12 protein-coding genes are annotated in these 14,613 nt (G+C 68.7%); 5 read left to right on the top strand and 7 right to left on the bottom strand.

Features of this window, described 5'->3' with window-relative positions:
- Positions 1-273 precede the first annotated feature (273 nt).
- Both H5J31_RS33030 and H5J31_RS33035 read right to left on the bottom strand, forming a co-directional pair.
- A complete protein-coding gene (locus tag H5J31_RS33030) occupies positions 274-1,287 on the bottom strand; it encodes a YdcF family protein (RefSeq protein ID WP_181776596.1) in 1,014 nt (337 codons plus the stop codon).
- Positions 1,288-1,515: 228 nt separating this feature from the next.
- Positions 1,516-3,135 carry an ABC-F family ATP-binding cassette domain-containing protein gene (locus H5J31_RS33035; RefSeq protein ID WP_181776597.1) on the bottom strand — a complete coding sequence of 540 codons (1,620 nt, stop codon included), beginning with the start codon at positions 3,133-3,135 and terminating at the stop codon, positions 1,516-1,518.
- Between the two features lie 92 nt (positions 3,136-3,227).
- On the opposite strand from H5J31_RS33035, the gene H5J31_RS33040 reads away from it, so the two are divergent.
- Together H5J31_RS33040 and yidC are read left to right on the top strand one after the other, a co-directional pair.
- Positions 3,228-3,584: a DUF6412 domain-containing protein gene (locus tag H5J31_RS33040; protein ID WP_181776598.1), complete on the top strand. Its 357-nt coding sequence runs from the start codon at positions 3,228-3,230 to the stop codon at positions 3,582-3,584.
- A 69-nt stretch (positions 3,585-3,653) separates the two neighbouring features.
- Entirely contained in the window at positions 3,654-4,484 is an 831-nt protein-coding gene (gene yidC / locus H5J31_RS33045; RefSeq protein ID WP_181776599.1) for a membrane protein insertase YidC, read from the top strand.
- Here yidC and H5J31_RS33050 read toward each other — a convergent pair.
- The gene (locus H5J31_RS33050; protein WP_181776600.1) at positions 4,481-5,128 is read right to left on the bottom strand and encodes a GOLPH3/VPS74 family protein; all 648 of its coding nucleotides are present in this window, start codon (positions 5,126-5,128) and stop codon (positions 4,481-4,483) included. The genes yidC and H5J31_RS33050 overlap by 4 nt on opposite strands.
- Positions 5,129-5,183: 55 nt before the next feature.
- On the opposite strand from H5J31_RS33050, the gene H5J31_RS33055 reads away from it, so the two are divergent.
- A complete protein-coding gene (locus H5J31_RS33055) occupies positions 5,184-5,762 on the top strand; it encodes a hypothetical protein (RefSeq protein ID WP_181776601.1) in 579 nt (192 codons plus the stop codon).
- 153 nt (positions 5,763-5,915) lie between these two features.
- Here the strand turns inward: H5J31_RS33055 and H5J31_RS33060 are convergent, their stop codons facing one another.
- Complete coding sequence (locus H5J31_RS33060; protein ID WP_207899186.1) at positions 5,916-8,210, bottom strand: excinuclease ABC subunit UvrA; 2,295 nt, start codon at positions 8,208-8,210, stop codon at positions 5,916-5,918.
- A gap of 66 nt (positions 8,211-8,276) precedes the next feature.
- Here H5J31_RS33060 and H5J31_RS33065 point away from each other — a divergent pair, with 66 nt between their 5' ends.
- Positions 8,277-9,233, top strand: coding sequence for a helix-turn-helix transcriptional regulator (locus tag H5J31_RS33065; protein ID WP_236005531.1), 957 nt, complete (start codon positions 8,277-8,279; stop codon positions 9,231-9,233).
- 32 nt (positions 9,234-9,265) lie between these two features.
- On the opposite strand, the gene H5J31_RS33070 is transcribed toward H5J31_RS33065, so the two are convergent.
- The gene (locus tag H5J31_RS33070; RefSeq protein WP_181776602.1) at positions 9,266-9,745 is read right to left on the bottom strand and encodes an Lrp/AsnC family transcriptional regulator; all 480 of its coding nucleotides are present in this window, start codon (positions 9,743-9,745) and stop codon (positions 9,266-9,268) included.
- A gap of 137 nt (positions 9,746-9,882) precedes the next feature.
- On the opposite strand from H5J31_RS33070, the gene H5J31_RS33075 reads away from it, so the two are divergent.
- The gene (locus H5J31_RS33075; RefSeq protein WP_181776603.1) at positions 9,883-13,359 is read left to right on the top strand and encodes an indolepyruvate ferredoxin oxidoreductase family protein; all 3,477 of its coding nucleotides are present in this window, start codon (positions 9,883-9,885) and stop codon (positions 13,357-13,359) included.
- Between the two features lie 267 nt (positions 13,360-13,626).
- Here the strand turns inward: H5J31_RS33075 and H5J31_RS33080 are convergent, their stop codons facing one another.
- Positions 13,627-14,139 (bottom strand): GNAT family N-acetyltransferase, encoded by a 513-nt coding sequence (locus tag H5J31_RS33080; protein ID WP_181776604.1) that lies wholly within the window; start codon positions 14,137-14,139, stop codon positions 13,627-13,629.
- A 3-nt stretch (positions 14,140-14,142) separates the two neighbouring features.
- Positions 14,143-14,613 (bottom strand): aminoglycoside phosphotransferase family protein (locus H5J31_RS33085; protein ID WP_181776605.1); only part of this gene is annotated, 471 nt, incomplete at its 5' end.

The raw sequence follows: 14,613 nt of genomic DNA on the forward strand, positions 1-14,613 counted from the left end.
AAACAAGGAGCCCTTCACGGCCCCGAGAACTTGCGCTCAGGAGCGACCGGACACCACTTGGCTGTCCGTAGAGGACACTTTTCGCCGTACGGATGTCCGTTTTGGTCTATGTGTGTGGTCTTGGGAGGGGTCGTGAGTGGAAAAAGGGGCGTCGGGCCCCACTGACGAGTCCGCTGCGCCGCCGATCTGTACATGCCATGTTCGAGTTGCCACTCGATGACCCGAATCGCCACTCACGACCATCGGCACCGGCGGCGCCGTTTCGGCCTTGTCTCAGGTGAAGGCGCGGGACAGCTGCGAAAGGATGATCAGGCCGCAGATGATCAGGTTCTTGATCTTGTGGTCGACCAGGATGGCCACGAACTCGCGGATGGTCGCGCTCGGCCAGAAGTACCAGGCCGTCGGCGAGCCGATGACCTGCCCTGGCACCTTGGCCCGCCGGGCGATGAGCGCGGCGCGGAGAACGTGGAAGTTGTTAGTGACCACCGTGCAGCGGTAATCCGCCTGCTGCTCCCGCATGATCTCGGCACTGAAGGTCAGGTTCTCGAAGGTCGTCCGGGACCGGTCTTCGAGGAGGATCCGCTCCCGCGAGACCCCGGCTTCGACCAGGTAATCGGCCATGGCGTGGGATTCCGGCAGATCCTCGTCGGACCCTTGCCCGCCCGAGGTGACCATCATCGGCTCCCGGCCGCGGCGGACCTCGTTGTCCACCACGCGCTTGGCCCGCTTCAGACGGCTGGCGAGCAGCGGCGGCACCGTGTTCCCGTCCCGCAGCCCCGAACCCAGCACCACGATGAAGTCCACGCCCTTCTCGGGCCCGATGCGACCGTAGACGATCGAGTAGAGCAGGAAGCAGACGAAGAGGAACGAGACGTAGACGAGGATGCCGTTGAGGCTGCCCCGGAGGATGTCGAGCGGTTCCCAGGCGATTTGCGTGACCGTCGCGTTGAACACGATCAGCGCGCAGATCCCGAGTCCCGTCAGCAGGGACAGCACGTTTCCCGGACTGCGACCCTCGCGGCGGAGCATGGTGATCCCGGTGCAGATCAGGAAGACCGTCAGCGCCAGGACCGTCGGGACGATCAGCAGGAGCACGCCGAGCGCGACGAAACCGGCCGCTTCGGGTGACACGGAAGCCAGCAACGCGATCAGCGTCACGCCGAGGAACAGCAGCGCGAAGAACAGGTAGAAGCCGTTTCGCAGCCGACGTCGGTCGCGCAGGAAACTCACCAGGAACGCCGCGCAGCACAGCGCCGCGATGGCGAAGGGTAGTGCGGCGGTCCTCACGAGATCTCCAGCCTTCGAATTCGCCGATGGTGGACAACTCGGGTATCGGCCACGCGGTGCGGCGGCATTGAACCACACGGGACCGGCATGGGGTGGCGGTGCCGGTCGGCGTGTCGCCTTTCCTTGCCTGACAGGGGGAAGTCGCGTGCCGTCCCTCCAGTCACGCGAAACCGTCATCAGCACAGGGAAGGCACAGTCGGCCAAGGACACAGACCACTCACCGAGGGCTCAACGCGCCCGCTGAACCGGCCGTTCGTCCCAAACCGGCTCGGTGGTCTCCCGCACCTTCCCGTCGGTTCCGAACACGAGGTACCGGTCGAAGGACCGCGCGAACCACCGGTCGTGCGTCACGGCCACGGTGGTCCCTTCGTAGGCCTCCAGTGCCTGCTGCAACGCCTCCGCCGAAGCGAGGTCGAGGTTGTCGGTGGGCTCGTCGAGCAGCAGGATGGTCGCGCCGCCGATCTCCAGCAGCAGGATCTGGAACCGCGCCTGCTGGCCGCCGGACAGCTTCTCGAACCGCTGGTCCCCTTGGCCGTCGAGTTCGTAACGGCGCAGGATGTTCATCGCCGGGCCGCGTTTGCGCGCGTGTTCGGTCCAGAGGATGTCGACGAGCGTCCGCCCGAGCAGTTCGGGGTGTGCGTGGGTCTGCGCGAAGTGGCCGGGGACGACCCGGGCGCCGAGCTTCCAGAGTCCGTCGTGCGCGACGTCCTCGCCGGCCAGCAGACGCAGGAAATGCGACTTGCCCGAGCCGTTCGAGCCGAGGACCGCGACGCGTTCGCCGTAGAAGATCTCCAGGTCGAACGGCTTCATCAGGCCACGGAGTTCGAGTCCGGCGCAGGTGACGGCGCGGACGCCGGTCCGGCCGCCGCGCAGGCGCATGGTGATCTTCTGTTCGCGTGGGGGAGTGGCGGGCGGGCCCGCTTCCTCGAACTTTCGCAGCCGGGTCTGCGCGGCGTGGTAGCGCGACGCCATCTCGTCGCTGCGCGCGGCGTATTGACGCATGTCGGCGACGAGTTTCTTGAGCTGCGCGTGCTTTTCGTCCCAGCGGCGGCGTAGTTCCTCGAAGCGTTCGAACCGTTCCGTGCGCGCCTGGTGGTAGGTGTCGAAGCCGCCGCCGTGCACCCAGACGTCGCTGCCGCCGGCACCGGGTTCGACGCTGATGATCTTCTTCGCCGCCCGCGCCAGCAGTTCCCGGTCGTGCGATACGAACAGGACGGTCTTCTGGGTCTCCCGCAGCCGCTCTTCCAGCCACAGTTTCCCGGGGACGTCGAGGTAGTTGTCCGGCTCGTCGAGCAGGAGCACGCCCGAACCGCCGAGGAGCAGCGCCTCCAGCACCAGCCGCTTCTGCTCGCCGCCGGAGAGGGTGCGTACCTCTCGCCATCGTGCCTTCTCGTACGGCAGGTTGAGCGCCGCCGTCGTGCACTTGTCCCACACCACTTCGGCTTCGTAGCCGTGGGCGTCACCCCAGTCGGCGAGGGCCTGCGCGTAAGCCATCTGGGCGGCCTCGTCGTCGCGTTCCATGAGCGCGATCTCGGCCTCGTCGACGGCGCGGGCCGCGGTGCGCAGCGCTTCCGGGGACACCGACACCAGCAGGTCCCGCACGGTCCGTTCGTCGCGGACCGACCCGACGAACTGCGGCATCACCCCGAGCCCGCCGCTGATGGTGACCGAGCCGCCGTCGGGTTCGAGCTCACCGGAGATCAGCCGCAGCAACGTCGTCTTGCCCGCCCCGTTGGCGCCGACCAGCGCGCAGACGTTGCCCTCACCCACGCGGAACGAGACGTCGCCCAGGAGCATCCGCCCGTCGGGGAGGTAGTACTCGACGTGCGCGACTTCCACATGACCCATGACGCTGTCCAGACTCTCGTTGCTCGATCTTCGACAGCCTGCCGTCGCCCGCGCGAATCACGCAACGCAATATCTTCGGTATGGTCGGTGACGTGGAGCGAACCTACTTCGGCGTGCGGCTCAAGCTGATGCTTGCGCTGTTCCTGCCCGAGTTGTTCGTCGTCCTCCCGGTGGTCGGCGGGGTCAACCCGTTGAGCCTGTTCACGGCGCTGACGGCCTCGGTGGCGGTGGCCAACCCGCTCGGCCTGGCCGCCGCGCTCACGACGTCCCTCGCCGTCATCCTCCTCGCACTCGCCCTGAACATCCGCCTGGAACCGGCGGCCGCGGCGATGAACGTGCGTGCGATCAGCCTGCGCGAACGCGCGCAGTGGTTCGTGAGCCTGCGTGATCCCGACGCCCGCGGCCGCACCCGGCCTCGAGCTCCGTCATGGGGCTTCGCGGCTGCCTGACTTCTCCTCGTTCGAAGGTGAGGCAGTCGCTCCTGCCCTCGTACCTTCAAACGACGGAGTGACCTGTTCATGTTCGACGTCTTCCTGTACCCCGTTTCCACCATTCTCTGGTTCTGGCACAAGGTCTTCGGTGCCGTGTCGAGTCCCGACTCGGGCGTCGCCTGGGTGCTGTCCATCGTGTTCCTCGTCTTCACCCTGCGCCTCTTGCTGGTGAAACCCGCGCTCAGCGCGCTGCGGGCGGGCCGCCGCACGCAGGCGCTCGCCCCGCAACTGCAGAAGATCAAGGACAAGTACGGCAAGGATCGCCAGCGGATGGCGAAGGAGATCCAGAAACTCCACGCCGACAACGGTTCCAGCCCGCTGGGCGGCTGCCTTCCGGCCTTGATCCAGCTGCCGGTCCTCCTGTCGCTGTACTGGGTGCTGCGCGATTTCACCCCGGGCGCGGCGTCGAACCACGTCTTCGATCGTGAAGGCGTCCAGTCCTTTCTGAACGCCGACCTGTTCGGCGCGAAACTCGGCAACTGGCTTTCGCAGTCGGCCGCCGAGCTGGCCGCGTTCGGCACCGATCACACCCGGATGATCGCGGTCGGGGTACCGCTGATGCTGATCGCCGGCCTGGCCACGTTCTTCTCCCTGCGCGCGGGGCTCACCCGTCAGACCTCGACCGCGCCGCAGGCCGCGGGCATCGCCAAGCTGATGATGTACCTGGCCCCGCTCGGGATGCTGGTGTCGGGCTCGTTCTTCCCAGTTCCGATCGGCGTGCTGCTGTACTTCCTGGCCACCAACGTGTGGACCCTGGCGCAGCAGCATTTCCTCACCAAGGTCGTCGACAGGGAAGAGGAAACCCGGAAGGCCGAGAAACCCAAGGTGGAGGGCCCGCGGCCCGGAAACACGCCCTAGCCACTGCCCCCTCGCCGCGCCGCGACGGCGTACTGCGCCGCCTTCCTCAGCCCGGGGAGGGCGGCGTCGACGCGGTCCGCGAGCGCCCGGATCTCGCTCTTGTGCGCCCGTTTCTCCTTGGGGCCGAACACGGAGTAGACGTCGCCTTCGACGGCCAGCATGGTCAGGACCGCGTCTTCGATCGCGACGGTGGCGGGGTCCTGGCTCCCCATCACCGCGGTCCGGATCCGCTCCCGCAGGGCGTCCGCCTGCTGCGGCTGGGTCAAGGTGACGTCGTGGACCGGGAACAGCCCCAGTACCCGGCGCTTTTCGAGGGTGACCAGGCCGGCGTCGGCGAGCTGGTCGCGGACCGTCTCCTCCGCCTTGTACCAGTCGCGTTCGACGATGGTGAACCAGCGCCGCGGCTTTTCGCCGGGAGCGTCGGCCAGCACTTCGGCGAGGAACGGGTCTTCCGGTGTGAGACCGGCCGCGGCGGTGCGCTCGGCTTTGCCGCCGCGGTCGAGGAGAAGTCCGCCGAGGACGAGTTCGGCCACCGCGGCGACACGCAGGAGCGAACCCCGCACCGCGGCGCTGGCAGGGTCGAGCCGGTTCTTCGCCGTGTCATAGCCGAGCAGGTACAGACGTTGCGGGAGTGACTGGTTCATGTCGTCCTTTCGCCGTCGGGGACCGGTCCCTGCCGTCAGCTTTACCCTCGACCGCATGATGAGCCAGACGGCGGCGCGCTTTCGGGTGATCGCGGCCCTCGCCGCCGGATTCACCCTCGCAGCCTGCAGCACGACCTCGCCGGAGCCCGCGCCGACCCCGGCGCCGTCGCCCCCGCCTCCGCCGTCGCCGACCGGCCCGGATCCGGCACTCGTGTCCTGGGCGGGCGGATACTGCGGCGCGGTCAAGGAGATACGGCTCATCGGCTACAGCCTGGCCAAGGGGTACGACATCAAGACCGAGGCGGATCTGCCGAAGGCGGAGGCGTCTCTGCAGAAGCTGGACACGACGCTGGCGGCGGCGATCACCGGGCTCGAGAAGCTGCCGCAGGTCGCCCCACCCGCTCAGGCCGCGAACGCGCTCGCGGCCGGGGAGCTGGCGTTCTACCGGAAGCTGCACGGGACGGTGACCGAGTACCGCCCCCTGGTGGCGAGAGGCGGCGTCCGCACCGCGAAGGCGGCGCTCGACGTGACCGGGATCGACCTGGTGTCGCACGCGCCCGCCGTCGAGACCGGCAAGGTGCCGGGGCTGGATCCGGCGATGAAGGCGAACGCGGCTTGCAAGCTCGTCGGCTGACCCTCGGGGAAATTGCGGCCAAGAACTGTTCGGTACCGGCGTGTCGGGAGCCTCTGGATCGGGAATCATCTCGCTCTGCCCGGGAACTGTTCCTGGGCGGGTGGGTGTTCCCGGCGCCGATCCGGCGCCGGGAACGCGTTGGTCACCCGCTGGTCAGCGAGCCCTGAGATGGCGGCCGGTGACCGATGCCGTCTCCTCGGCGAGAGCGGCCGGCGAGCCTTCGAACACGACGGCCCCACCGTCGGAACCCGCACCGGGTCCGAGGTCGATGACGTGGTCGGCGTGCGCGATCACGCGCTGGTTGTGCTCGATGAGGACGAGTGTCGCCCCGGCGTCGACGAGGTCGTCGCATAAGGCGAGCAGCCGGTCGACGTCGCTGCCGTGCAATCCGGCGGTCGGCTCGTCGAGCACCAGGCGCAGGTCGTCCGCGGGGCCCGCGTCGGCGAGGTGGCGGGCGAGCAGAAGCCGTTGCCTTTCCCCGCCGGACAAGGTGTCCAGGCTCTGCCCGATCGTCAGGTAGCCGAGTCCGACGCGGTCCAGCCACGTGAGTCGCCGTGCGATGGGGGAGCCTTCGCCGAACAGCGCGGCGGCGTCCGCGGGGGTCATCGCCAAGACGTCGGCGATGGTGTGACCGTTCAGCGTCGCGGCGAGCGCGTCCGGGTTGAACCGGGTGCCATCGCAAGCGTCGCAGGCGGTTTGGACGTCGTCGAGGAACGCCAGGTCGGTGATGATCACGCCCTTTCCCTTGCAGACCGGGCAGGCCCCGCGGCCGTTCGCGCCGAACCACGACGGCGGCAGTCCAGTCGCCTCGCCGAAGATGTCGCGGATCGGTTCGGCGACGCCGAGCACGGTGGCGGGCGTCGAGCGGATCCCGCCACGCAGCGGCGCCTGCTCGACGACGACGAAATCGGGATGTCGCCGGGGAAGTTCGCCCGCGATCAGGGTGCTCTTACCGGAACCGGCGACGCCGGCGACGACGGTCAGGACCCCGAGCGGTACGTCGACGGTGACGTTCCGCAGGTTGTGGCTGGCGGCACCGGTGATCGTCACGGTGCCCCGCGCGGAACGCGTTCGCTTCTTGAAGCGCAGCGGGGTGCGGAGAACGCGGCCGGTTTCGGTGCGGGTCGAGGCCAGGTCGTCCGGCGGCCCTTCGAACTGGATGTGGCCGCCGTCGACACCGCCGCCGGGGCCGAGGTCGATGACATGGTCGGCGGCCGCGATGACCGCGGGATGGTGCTCGACCACGAGGATCGTGTTGTGCCTGTCCCGGAGTTTCGCCAGCAGTTCGAGGAGCCGGTGCACGTCGTGCGGGTGCAGTCCGGTGCTCGGCTCGTCGAAGACGTAACAGACGTCGCTGAGCGCACTGCCGAGGTGGCGGACGATCTTGACCCGCTGGGCCTCACCGCCGGACAGTGTCCTCGACTCCCGTGACAGGCTCAGGTAGCCGAGCCCGACGGAGTCCAGCGCGTCGAGCCGTTCCCGGATCGCCTGGAGAAGCGGCGCCACGGACGCGTCGTTCACGGACGTCACCAGTTCGCGCAGGTCACCGACGGGCATCGCCGACCAGTCCGCGATGGACCGGCCGTCGATGAGGCTCTTCCTGGTCGCTTCGCCGAGGCGGGTGCCGTCGCAGTCCGGGCAGGTCCCGCGGGTCACGACCTCGGCGAGTCCTTCCTGTTCCTCGGCGGTCAGCCGCGACGGGGTCTTGCGCAGGTACGACTCGCGCAGCCGTGGGACGATGCCGTCGAAGGTCCCGTGCTTGGGGTACTCGGGGCCGGGATCGTCGAGGGGAAGTGCTTCGGCGTACAGCAGTGTGTCGATCTTTTCCGCCGGTAACCGTGCTAAAGGGACACTCGGGTCGACGAGTCCCGAGTGGACCAGCCGCTTCCACCGATAGGTCCCGGGAGCGAACGTCGGGAACCGCACGGCACCCTCGTTCAGGCTCCGCGAACGGTCGAGCAACCGGTCGAGGTCGATGTCGTCGACCACGCCGAGCCCCTCGCAGCGCGGGCACATCCCACTGGGGTCGTTGAACGAGTACGCGGGCGAGAATCCGGCGTTCGGCGTCCCGAGGCGGGAGAACAGCAGGCGCAGCAGCGGGGCGATGTCGCTCGCCGTGCCGACGGTGGACCTGGTGTTCCCGGTGAACCGTCGCTGGTCGACGATCGTGGTGAAGATCAGCCCGTCGATCCGGTCGACGTCGGCGGGCGGATGCTGGGGGAGCCGGTTCCGGACGAACGCCGGATAGGTCCCGGTGACCAGGCGTTCGGCCTCGGCCGCGATCGTGTCGAACGCCAGCGACGACTTCCCCGATCCCGAGACGCCGGTGAACACCGTCAGCCGGTGCTTCGGCACCTTCACCGACACGTCGCGGAGGTTGTGCGTCCGCGCTCCTTCCACGGTGATCCACCGGCCGCGATCGGCCGTCGACCCTTGAATTTCCACCATGGGTCCACGCTACGATCAGATGTGGCCGGTTTCCGGCCACAATTATCCGCGAGGTCGGGAGTCGCCATGACGGCACCACGAGAACGGATGCTCCGCCTGCTGTCGCTGCTGCAATCCGGGCGGCACTGGCCCGCCGCCGAACTCGGCGCGGCGATGGAAGTCCCGCCCCGCACGCTTCGCCGCGACATCGACCACCTGCGCAACCTGGGCTATCCGGTGGAAAGCAGCCGCGGTCCGGGAGGCAACTACCGTCTCGTCGCGGGGGCCGCGTTGCCGCCGCTCATGCTCGAACACGACGAAGCGATCGCGACCGTGCTCGGGCTGCGTCTCGCCGCGGTCGGGGGAACCGGCATCGACCTCACCGCCGAGTCCGCGGACCGCGCGGCCGCGAAACTCCGGCGCATCCTGCCGTCGGCCCTGCGCCGCAAGACCGACGAAGTCCTCGCCGCGGTCGAGTTCGGCCGGGGGGACCAGCCGCGCGTCACGCCCGACATCCTCGGTGTCCTCGCCGCGGCGATCGCCGCCCGGCGCTGCCTCGAGTTCGAGTACACCGCGAAGGTGGGGCCGTCGTCCCGGACCGTCGAGCCGATGCGGCTCGTCCAGCTCGGGCGACGGTGGTACCTCTACGCCTGGGACCGCGATCGCCGGGACTGGCGGAACTTCCGCCTCGACCGGATCGACGGGCCGAGGACGACCGACGTCGCGTTCGAACCCCGCGCTCTTCCGGTCGACGACGTCGCCGGGCATCTCGAAGACCGCTTCCACAGCCCGAAATCGCTCCGGATCGTCCTCACCCTGCAGGTCGACGCGCGCGAAGCCGCGGCTCGCCTCCATCGCCTCGACGGGACCCTCGAAGCGCTCGACGACCACAGCTGCCGGTACGTCGCGTACGTCGATTCCTTCGAGTGGCTGGCCGTCGTCCTGACGGTCACCGACATCGACTTCACGGTCGACGAGCCCGACGCGTTCCGCGATCACCTCGCGCGCACCGGACGACGCCTGCTGCGCGCCACCGAGTCGTGAGTGGCAAGTGTCGTTCTAACCCTCCTTATCACTCACGACCCACCGCCGATGTCGGTCTCGGGCCACTGCTGTCCGCGGGCCCAGGAGTCCAGGACCATCAGGGTCTTCGTCCCGGTCACCTGGTGATGCCGCCGGATCTCGTCGATGGTGTGCTGCAGATGGCCCATGTCCCGCACCCGGAGCCAGACGAGCGCGTCGGGATCGCCGGCGATGGTGAACACCGCCTGGGCCTCGGGCATCCTGGTGGTCGTGCGGACGATCTCCCCGACCTTCGTGGTCCCGGTGAAGCGCAGCTCGGTGAACGCCTCGATGCCCCAGCCGAGTTTGGCGTGGTCGATCTGGACGGTGTAGCCGACGATGACGCCGTTCTCCTGCATACGGTCGATCCGGCGTTTGACCGCCGCGGTGGACAGCGTGACGCGGGCACCGATGTCGCCCAGCGTGCGTCGCGCGTCTTCCCTCAGCAGTTCGAGGATCTCGCGGTCGGTCTCGTCGATGAGCTGGTCCGCCATGGAGCAGGATGATACGCAGACGCAACGGATATCGGCCAGTAGTAGGTTTCGGTCGAATGTTTTGCGTGTGAACCCCTGAAAAGCGGTCGCTTGTTGCGGTGAACCGGACGGTCGGGTCTGCTGTCCGGAATCGCGCGGTGGCGAAGGAGGCAGGTCTGGTGGAGCAGTTCACGTTGGAGGACCGGTATCTGCGGGAAGACGGCACGGTCTACCTGAGCGGAGTCCAGGCGCTGGTCCGGATGCTGTTCGACCGGTCCCGTCACGACCGTGCCACCGGCGCGTCGCCCGCGGTGTTCGTCTCCGGTTACGAGGGCTCGCCCCTCGCCGGGTACGACCTCGAACTCGGCCGCAGGTCCGTCCTGCTGGACAAGCACAACGTCGTGCACCGCCCGGGCCTCAACGAGGAACTGGCCGCGACGGCCGTCATGGGCAGCCAGCTCACGAAGTCCGTCGGCTCTTCGCGCGGCGGGGTCACCGGGATCTGGTACGGCAAGGCGCCCGGTCTCGACCGGGCGACCGACGCCTTGCGGCACGCCAACCTCGCGGGCACCGATCCGGCGGGCGGGGCGGTGGCCCTGGTCGGTGACGACCCCAACGCCAAATCCTCCTCGGTGCCCTGCGCCTCCGAACTCGCGCTGGCCGACCTGTCGATGCCGATCTTCTTCCCGTCGGACTCCCAGGACGTGCTGGACTTCGGTCTGCACGCGGTCGAGTTGTCGCGGGCCAGCGGGCTGTGGTCGTCGATGAAACTGGTGGCGAACGTGGCCGACGCCGCGAGCACCGCCGAGGTTCGTCCGCAGTGGACGCCGCCGGAGCTGGCGCTGCCCGCCTACCGGCATAAGCCCAGCTCCCGTCTGCTCGGCACCACACTGATGGCGCTCGAACGCAGCCTCTACACCGAGCGCCTGCCGCTGGCGCTGGAGTACGTCCGCGCGAGCGGGATCAACCGGATCGTCCAGGAAGGGCCCGCCGACCGCGTCGGCATCGTCACCGCTGGAAAGTCCTATTTGGACCTGATGCAGGCGCTGCGCCTGCTCGGCCTGGACTCCGACGCGTTGTCCCGCCACGGGATCCGGATCCTCAAACTCGGCGTCATCCACCCCCTCGACCCCTCGATCGTACGGCGGTTCGCCGACGGCCTCACCGAGATCGTCGTGGTCGAGGAGAAGCGGTCCTTCGTCGAAGCGGCGATCAAGGAGGTGCTCTACGGCACCTCCGGCGCACCTGCCGTGTACGGCAAGACCGGCCCGGACGGCCGCACCCTGTGCACCGAACTCGGCGAACTCGACCCGGACACCGTCGCCAGGGTGCTGGCCGCCCGGCTGAGCGCGCACCACGAGATCCCGTCGGTGACGGCGTGGGGACAGCGCCGTCACCGCGAGCGCATCTCGGTGCCGCTGCTGACCCGCACGCCGTACTTCTGTTCCGGCTGCCCGCACAACTCCTCGACCAAGGTGCCCGAGGGAACCGTGGTGGGCGGCGGCATCGGCTGTCACGCCATGGCCCTGTTCATGGAACCGGAACAGGTCGGGGACGTCGTCGGCCTGACGCAGATGGGCGGCGAGGGCGCCCAGTGGCTCGGGATGGAGCCGTTCGTCGAGGCCTCGCATTTCGTGCAGAACATCGGTGACGGCACGTTCACCCACTCCGGCAGCCTCGCCGTGCGTGCCGCTGTCGCCGCCGGGGTGAACATCACCTACAAGATCCTCTACAACTCGACCGTCGCGATGACCGGCGGACAGGACGCCATCGGCGGCCTCCCGGTGGAACGGCTCGCGTCGTTGCTCCTGGTCGAGGGGGTCGCCAAGGTGGTCATCACCGCCGACGAGCCGAAGCGGTTCCGCGGCGTCCGCCTGCCCGACGGCGTCGAGGTCCGGCACCGCGACGAACTGCTGAGCACGCAAGAGGAACTGGCCGCGGTGAGCGGCGTGACCGTACTCATCCACGATCAGGAATGCGCCGCGGAGAAACGCCGCAAGCGTCGTCGCGGCAAGCTGGAGACACCGGCCGCCAAGGTCGTCATCAACGAGCGTGTCTGCGAGGGATGCGGCGACTGCGGCGAGAAGTCGAACTGTCTTTCCGTGCAGCCGGTCGCCACCGAGTTCGGCCGCAAGACCGCGATCCACCAGTCTTCGTGCAATGTGGACTATTCGTGTCTGGCGGGGGACTGCCCCTCGTTCATGACCGTGGTGCCCAGTGGCCGGAAGAAGCGGCGGCACGCCGGGGAGATCTTCGCGGCGGAACTGCCCGAGCCGCGCCGCGCGAGCGCCGGGACCGATTTCTCCGTGCGGATCACCGGCGTCGGCGGGACCGGCGTGGTCACCGTCGCGCAGATCCTCGCCACCGCGGCCGTACTCGAAGGCAAGCAGGTCCGGACGCTGGACCAGACCGGGCTCGCGCAGAAGGGCGGCGCCGTCGTCTCGGATCTGAAGATCACCGCCGAACCGACGCCGCAGGCCCCGAAACTCGCGGCCGGCGAATGCGATCTCTACCTGGCCTGTGACGTCCTGGTCGGAGCCGACCCGGCGCATCTGGGCGTGTCGGACTCCGGCCGCACCACCGCCGTGGTCTCCACGACCGAGGTGCCGACCGGGCGGATGATCGTCGACACCACTGTTTCGTTCCCCGACGCCGCCGCCGTGCGCGGCGCGATCTCGGACAAAGCGGCGCGCACCGTGGCGCTCGACGCTCGCGCGCTGGCGGAAACCCTGTTCGACGACGACCAGTTCGCCAACATCCTCCAGCTCGGCGCGGCCCACCAGACCGGGGCGATCCTGCTGGACGCCGCCAGCGTGGAACGCGCGATCGAGCTCAACGGGGTGGCCGTCGAGCGCAATATCCAGGCGTTCCGGCGCGGCAGGCAGCTCGTCGCCGACCCCGGCGCGCTGCACGACGCCGTCACCCCTCCCGCCGTCGCCGCGACCCCCACGCCGTCGGCCGCCACGCTCCGCGCCCGCGCGCTCGTCCACGCCGAGCCGGGTTCGGAACTCGCGCGGCTGCTGGACATCCGCGTCCCGGAACTCGTTCAGTACCAGAATGTTCGCTACGCGCGGGAGTACGCCGAGTTCGTCGAGCGCGTCCGGGTCCTGGAAGGGGACTCGACCGCGGTCACCGAAGCCGTGGCGCGCAACCTGCACAAGCTGATGGCCTACAAGGACGAGTACGAGGTCGCACGGCTTGCTCTCGACCCCGCCGTGATCGCGGGGATCGAGGCGGAGTTCGGGGAGGGCAGCCGCTACGCCTATCGACTGCACCCGCCCTTCCTCCGAGCGATGGGTATGAAGCGCAAGATCGCGCTCGGCCCGGCCTTCCGTCCGGCCTTCGTCGCGCTGCGCGCCGCACGGAAACTGCGCGGCACACGGTGGGATCTGTTCGGCAAGGCCGAGGTCCGGAAGGTCGAACGGGAACTCGTCGGCCAGTACCGGGACGCGATCCTCGCCGCGTTCGGCACCGAGGACACCGACCGCGGCCGGCTGCTGGCCCTGGCCGAACTGCCCGATCTGGTCCGCGGCTACGAGGACGTCAAACTGGCGAACGTCGAGGCGTACCGGCGGGAACAGGCTTCGCTGCTCGACGGCCTGGTGTCCGGGGACAAGCTCGGAGTGACCGGCTGATCATGAGTGGCGATTCGGGTTCTGTCGAGGGGTAAGGCGAACGTGTCCCTGACGCGGGCGAGGCGCCGGCCCGCGTGACGCGACACCGCACTCGCGTGCCCAGACACGGATCTCGCGTGCTTGGAGACGGAACTCGCGTGCTCAGACGCCGTGGTGTTGCGAAAGCCACTTTCGCAACCTTCAACGTTGCGAAAGTGGCTTTCGCAACACCCGCCTCGTGGCCGGACGCAACGATCGGCACCGACCACGCCACCTTTGCCGTACCCCTCAATAACCCGAATCGCCACTCACGACCTTGGCGAAGCACACCCGGTCTTGGCCAGGGCCGTCGTAGTCGCTGTGCACGGGAAGACCGTCGACCACCCGGTCCCCGGTTTCGAGCGTGAACCCCATGGCGCGGTGGAAGGCGATGGACCCGGTGTTTGCCGGCGAGGTGATCGCACGGACCTCCGTGCGGCCCGCTTCGGCGGCGTGCTGGAAGAAGGTCGTGTACAGACGGCGGGCCGTGCCCTGCCCGCGAAGCTCCGGATCCACGCCCACGAAATGGATATACGCCTCGACGTCGTTGTCGGCGGCGTAGAACCCGACGAGGAAGGCCCGGATACCGGCCTCGTCCTCGAGGATCAGGCTCGTACCGGAGAAGAACTGCAAGAACAGCTTGGGGAGTAGGAGGGAAAGCTCTCGGGCCTGTTCGGGAGTCCGCGAGTCACCCCACCACCGGTGTACGCGTTCGACGATCGTGGCGTGGTCGGAGACGCGAGCCTGGCGCGGTTCGAGCATGCTTCACATCCTGGCTTTGAGTACGTCGATCTCGCCGCCCGGCGAGGACGGATCGAAGCCGTGCTCGGACAGCCAGCGGATTCCGAGCAGGCTTCGCAACGACCACCACGCGTGGATCACGTCGAGGTCGACATCGCTGCCGTAGCCGTCGACGACGTCGCCGAGGTGTTCCTCGTGCCCGAGCGTCAAGGTGGCGAGGTCGTACAGGGCATCGCCCCGGGCCGCCTCGGTCCAGTCGATCACGCCGGTGATCTCGTCACCGTCGGCGAACACGTGGCTGAGCTGCAGGTCGCCGTGGATGAACACCGGTGTCCACGGCCGGAGCGCGGCCTCGGCGACCTCGCGGTTGCGGGTGACCAGGTCGCTGGGGAGGACGTCGTTCGTGACGAGCCACTCGCATTCGTCGTCGAGTTGCGCTGTGAAGTCGTCGCGGCTTCGGCCCGGCCACGGCGGGAGCGGCGCGTCGTGCAGCTT

It is taken from the genome of Amycolatopsis pittospori, assembly GCF_013870525.1.
Lineage (GTDB): Bacteria > Actinomycetota > Actinomycetes > Mycobacteriales > Pseudonocardiaceae > Amycolatopsis > Amycolatopsis pittospori.

Bases quoted from the DNA above. Each gene is read 5' to 3' on its own strand.
- H5J31_RS33035 (WP_181776597.1), bottom strand. From the start codon at position 3,135: ATGGGTCATGTGGAAGTCGCGCACGTCGAGTACTACCTCCCCGACGGG.
- yidC (WP_181776599.1), top strand. From the start codon at position 3,654: ATGTTCGACGTCTTCCTGTACCCCGTTTCCACCATTCTCTGGTTCTGG.
- H5J31_RS33050 (WP_181776600.1), bottom strand. From the start codon at position 5,128: ATGAACCAGTCACTCCCGCAACGTCTGTACCTGCTCGGCTATGACACG.
- H5J31_RS33055 (WP_181776601.1), top strand. From the start codon at position 5,184: ATGATGAGCCAGACGGCGGCGCGCTTTCGGGTGATCGCGGCCCTCGCC.
- H5J31_RS33060 (WP_207899186.1), bottom strand. From the start codon at position 8,210: ATGGTGGAAATTCAAGGGTCGACGGCCGATCGCGGCCGGTGGATCACC.
- H5J31_RS33065 (WP_236005531.1), top strand. From the start codon at position 8,277: ATGACGGCACCACGAGAACGGATGCTCCGCCTGCTGTCGCTGCTGCAA.
- H5J31_RS33070 (WP_181776602.1), bottom strand. From the start codon at position 9,745: ATGGCGGACCAGCTCATCGACGAGACCGACCGCGAGATCCTCGAACTG.
- H5J31_RS33080 (WP_181776604.1), bottom strand. From the start codon at position 14,139: ATGCTCGAACCGCGCCAGGCTCGCGTCTCCGACCACGCCACGATCGTC.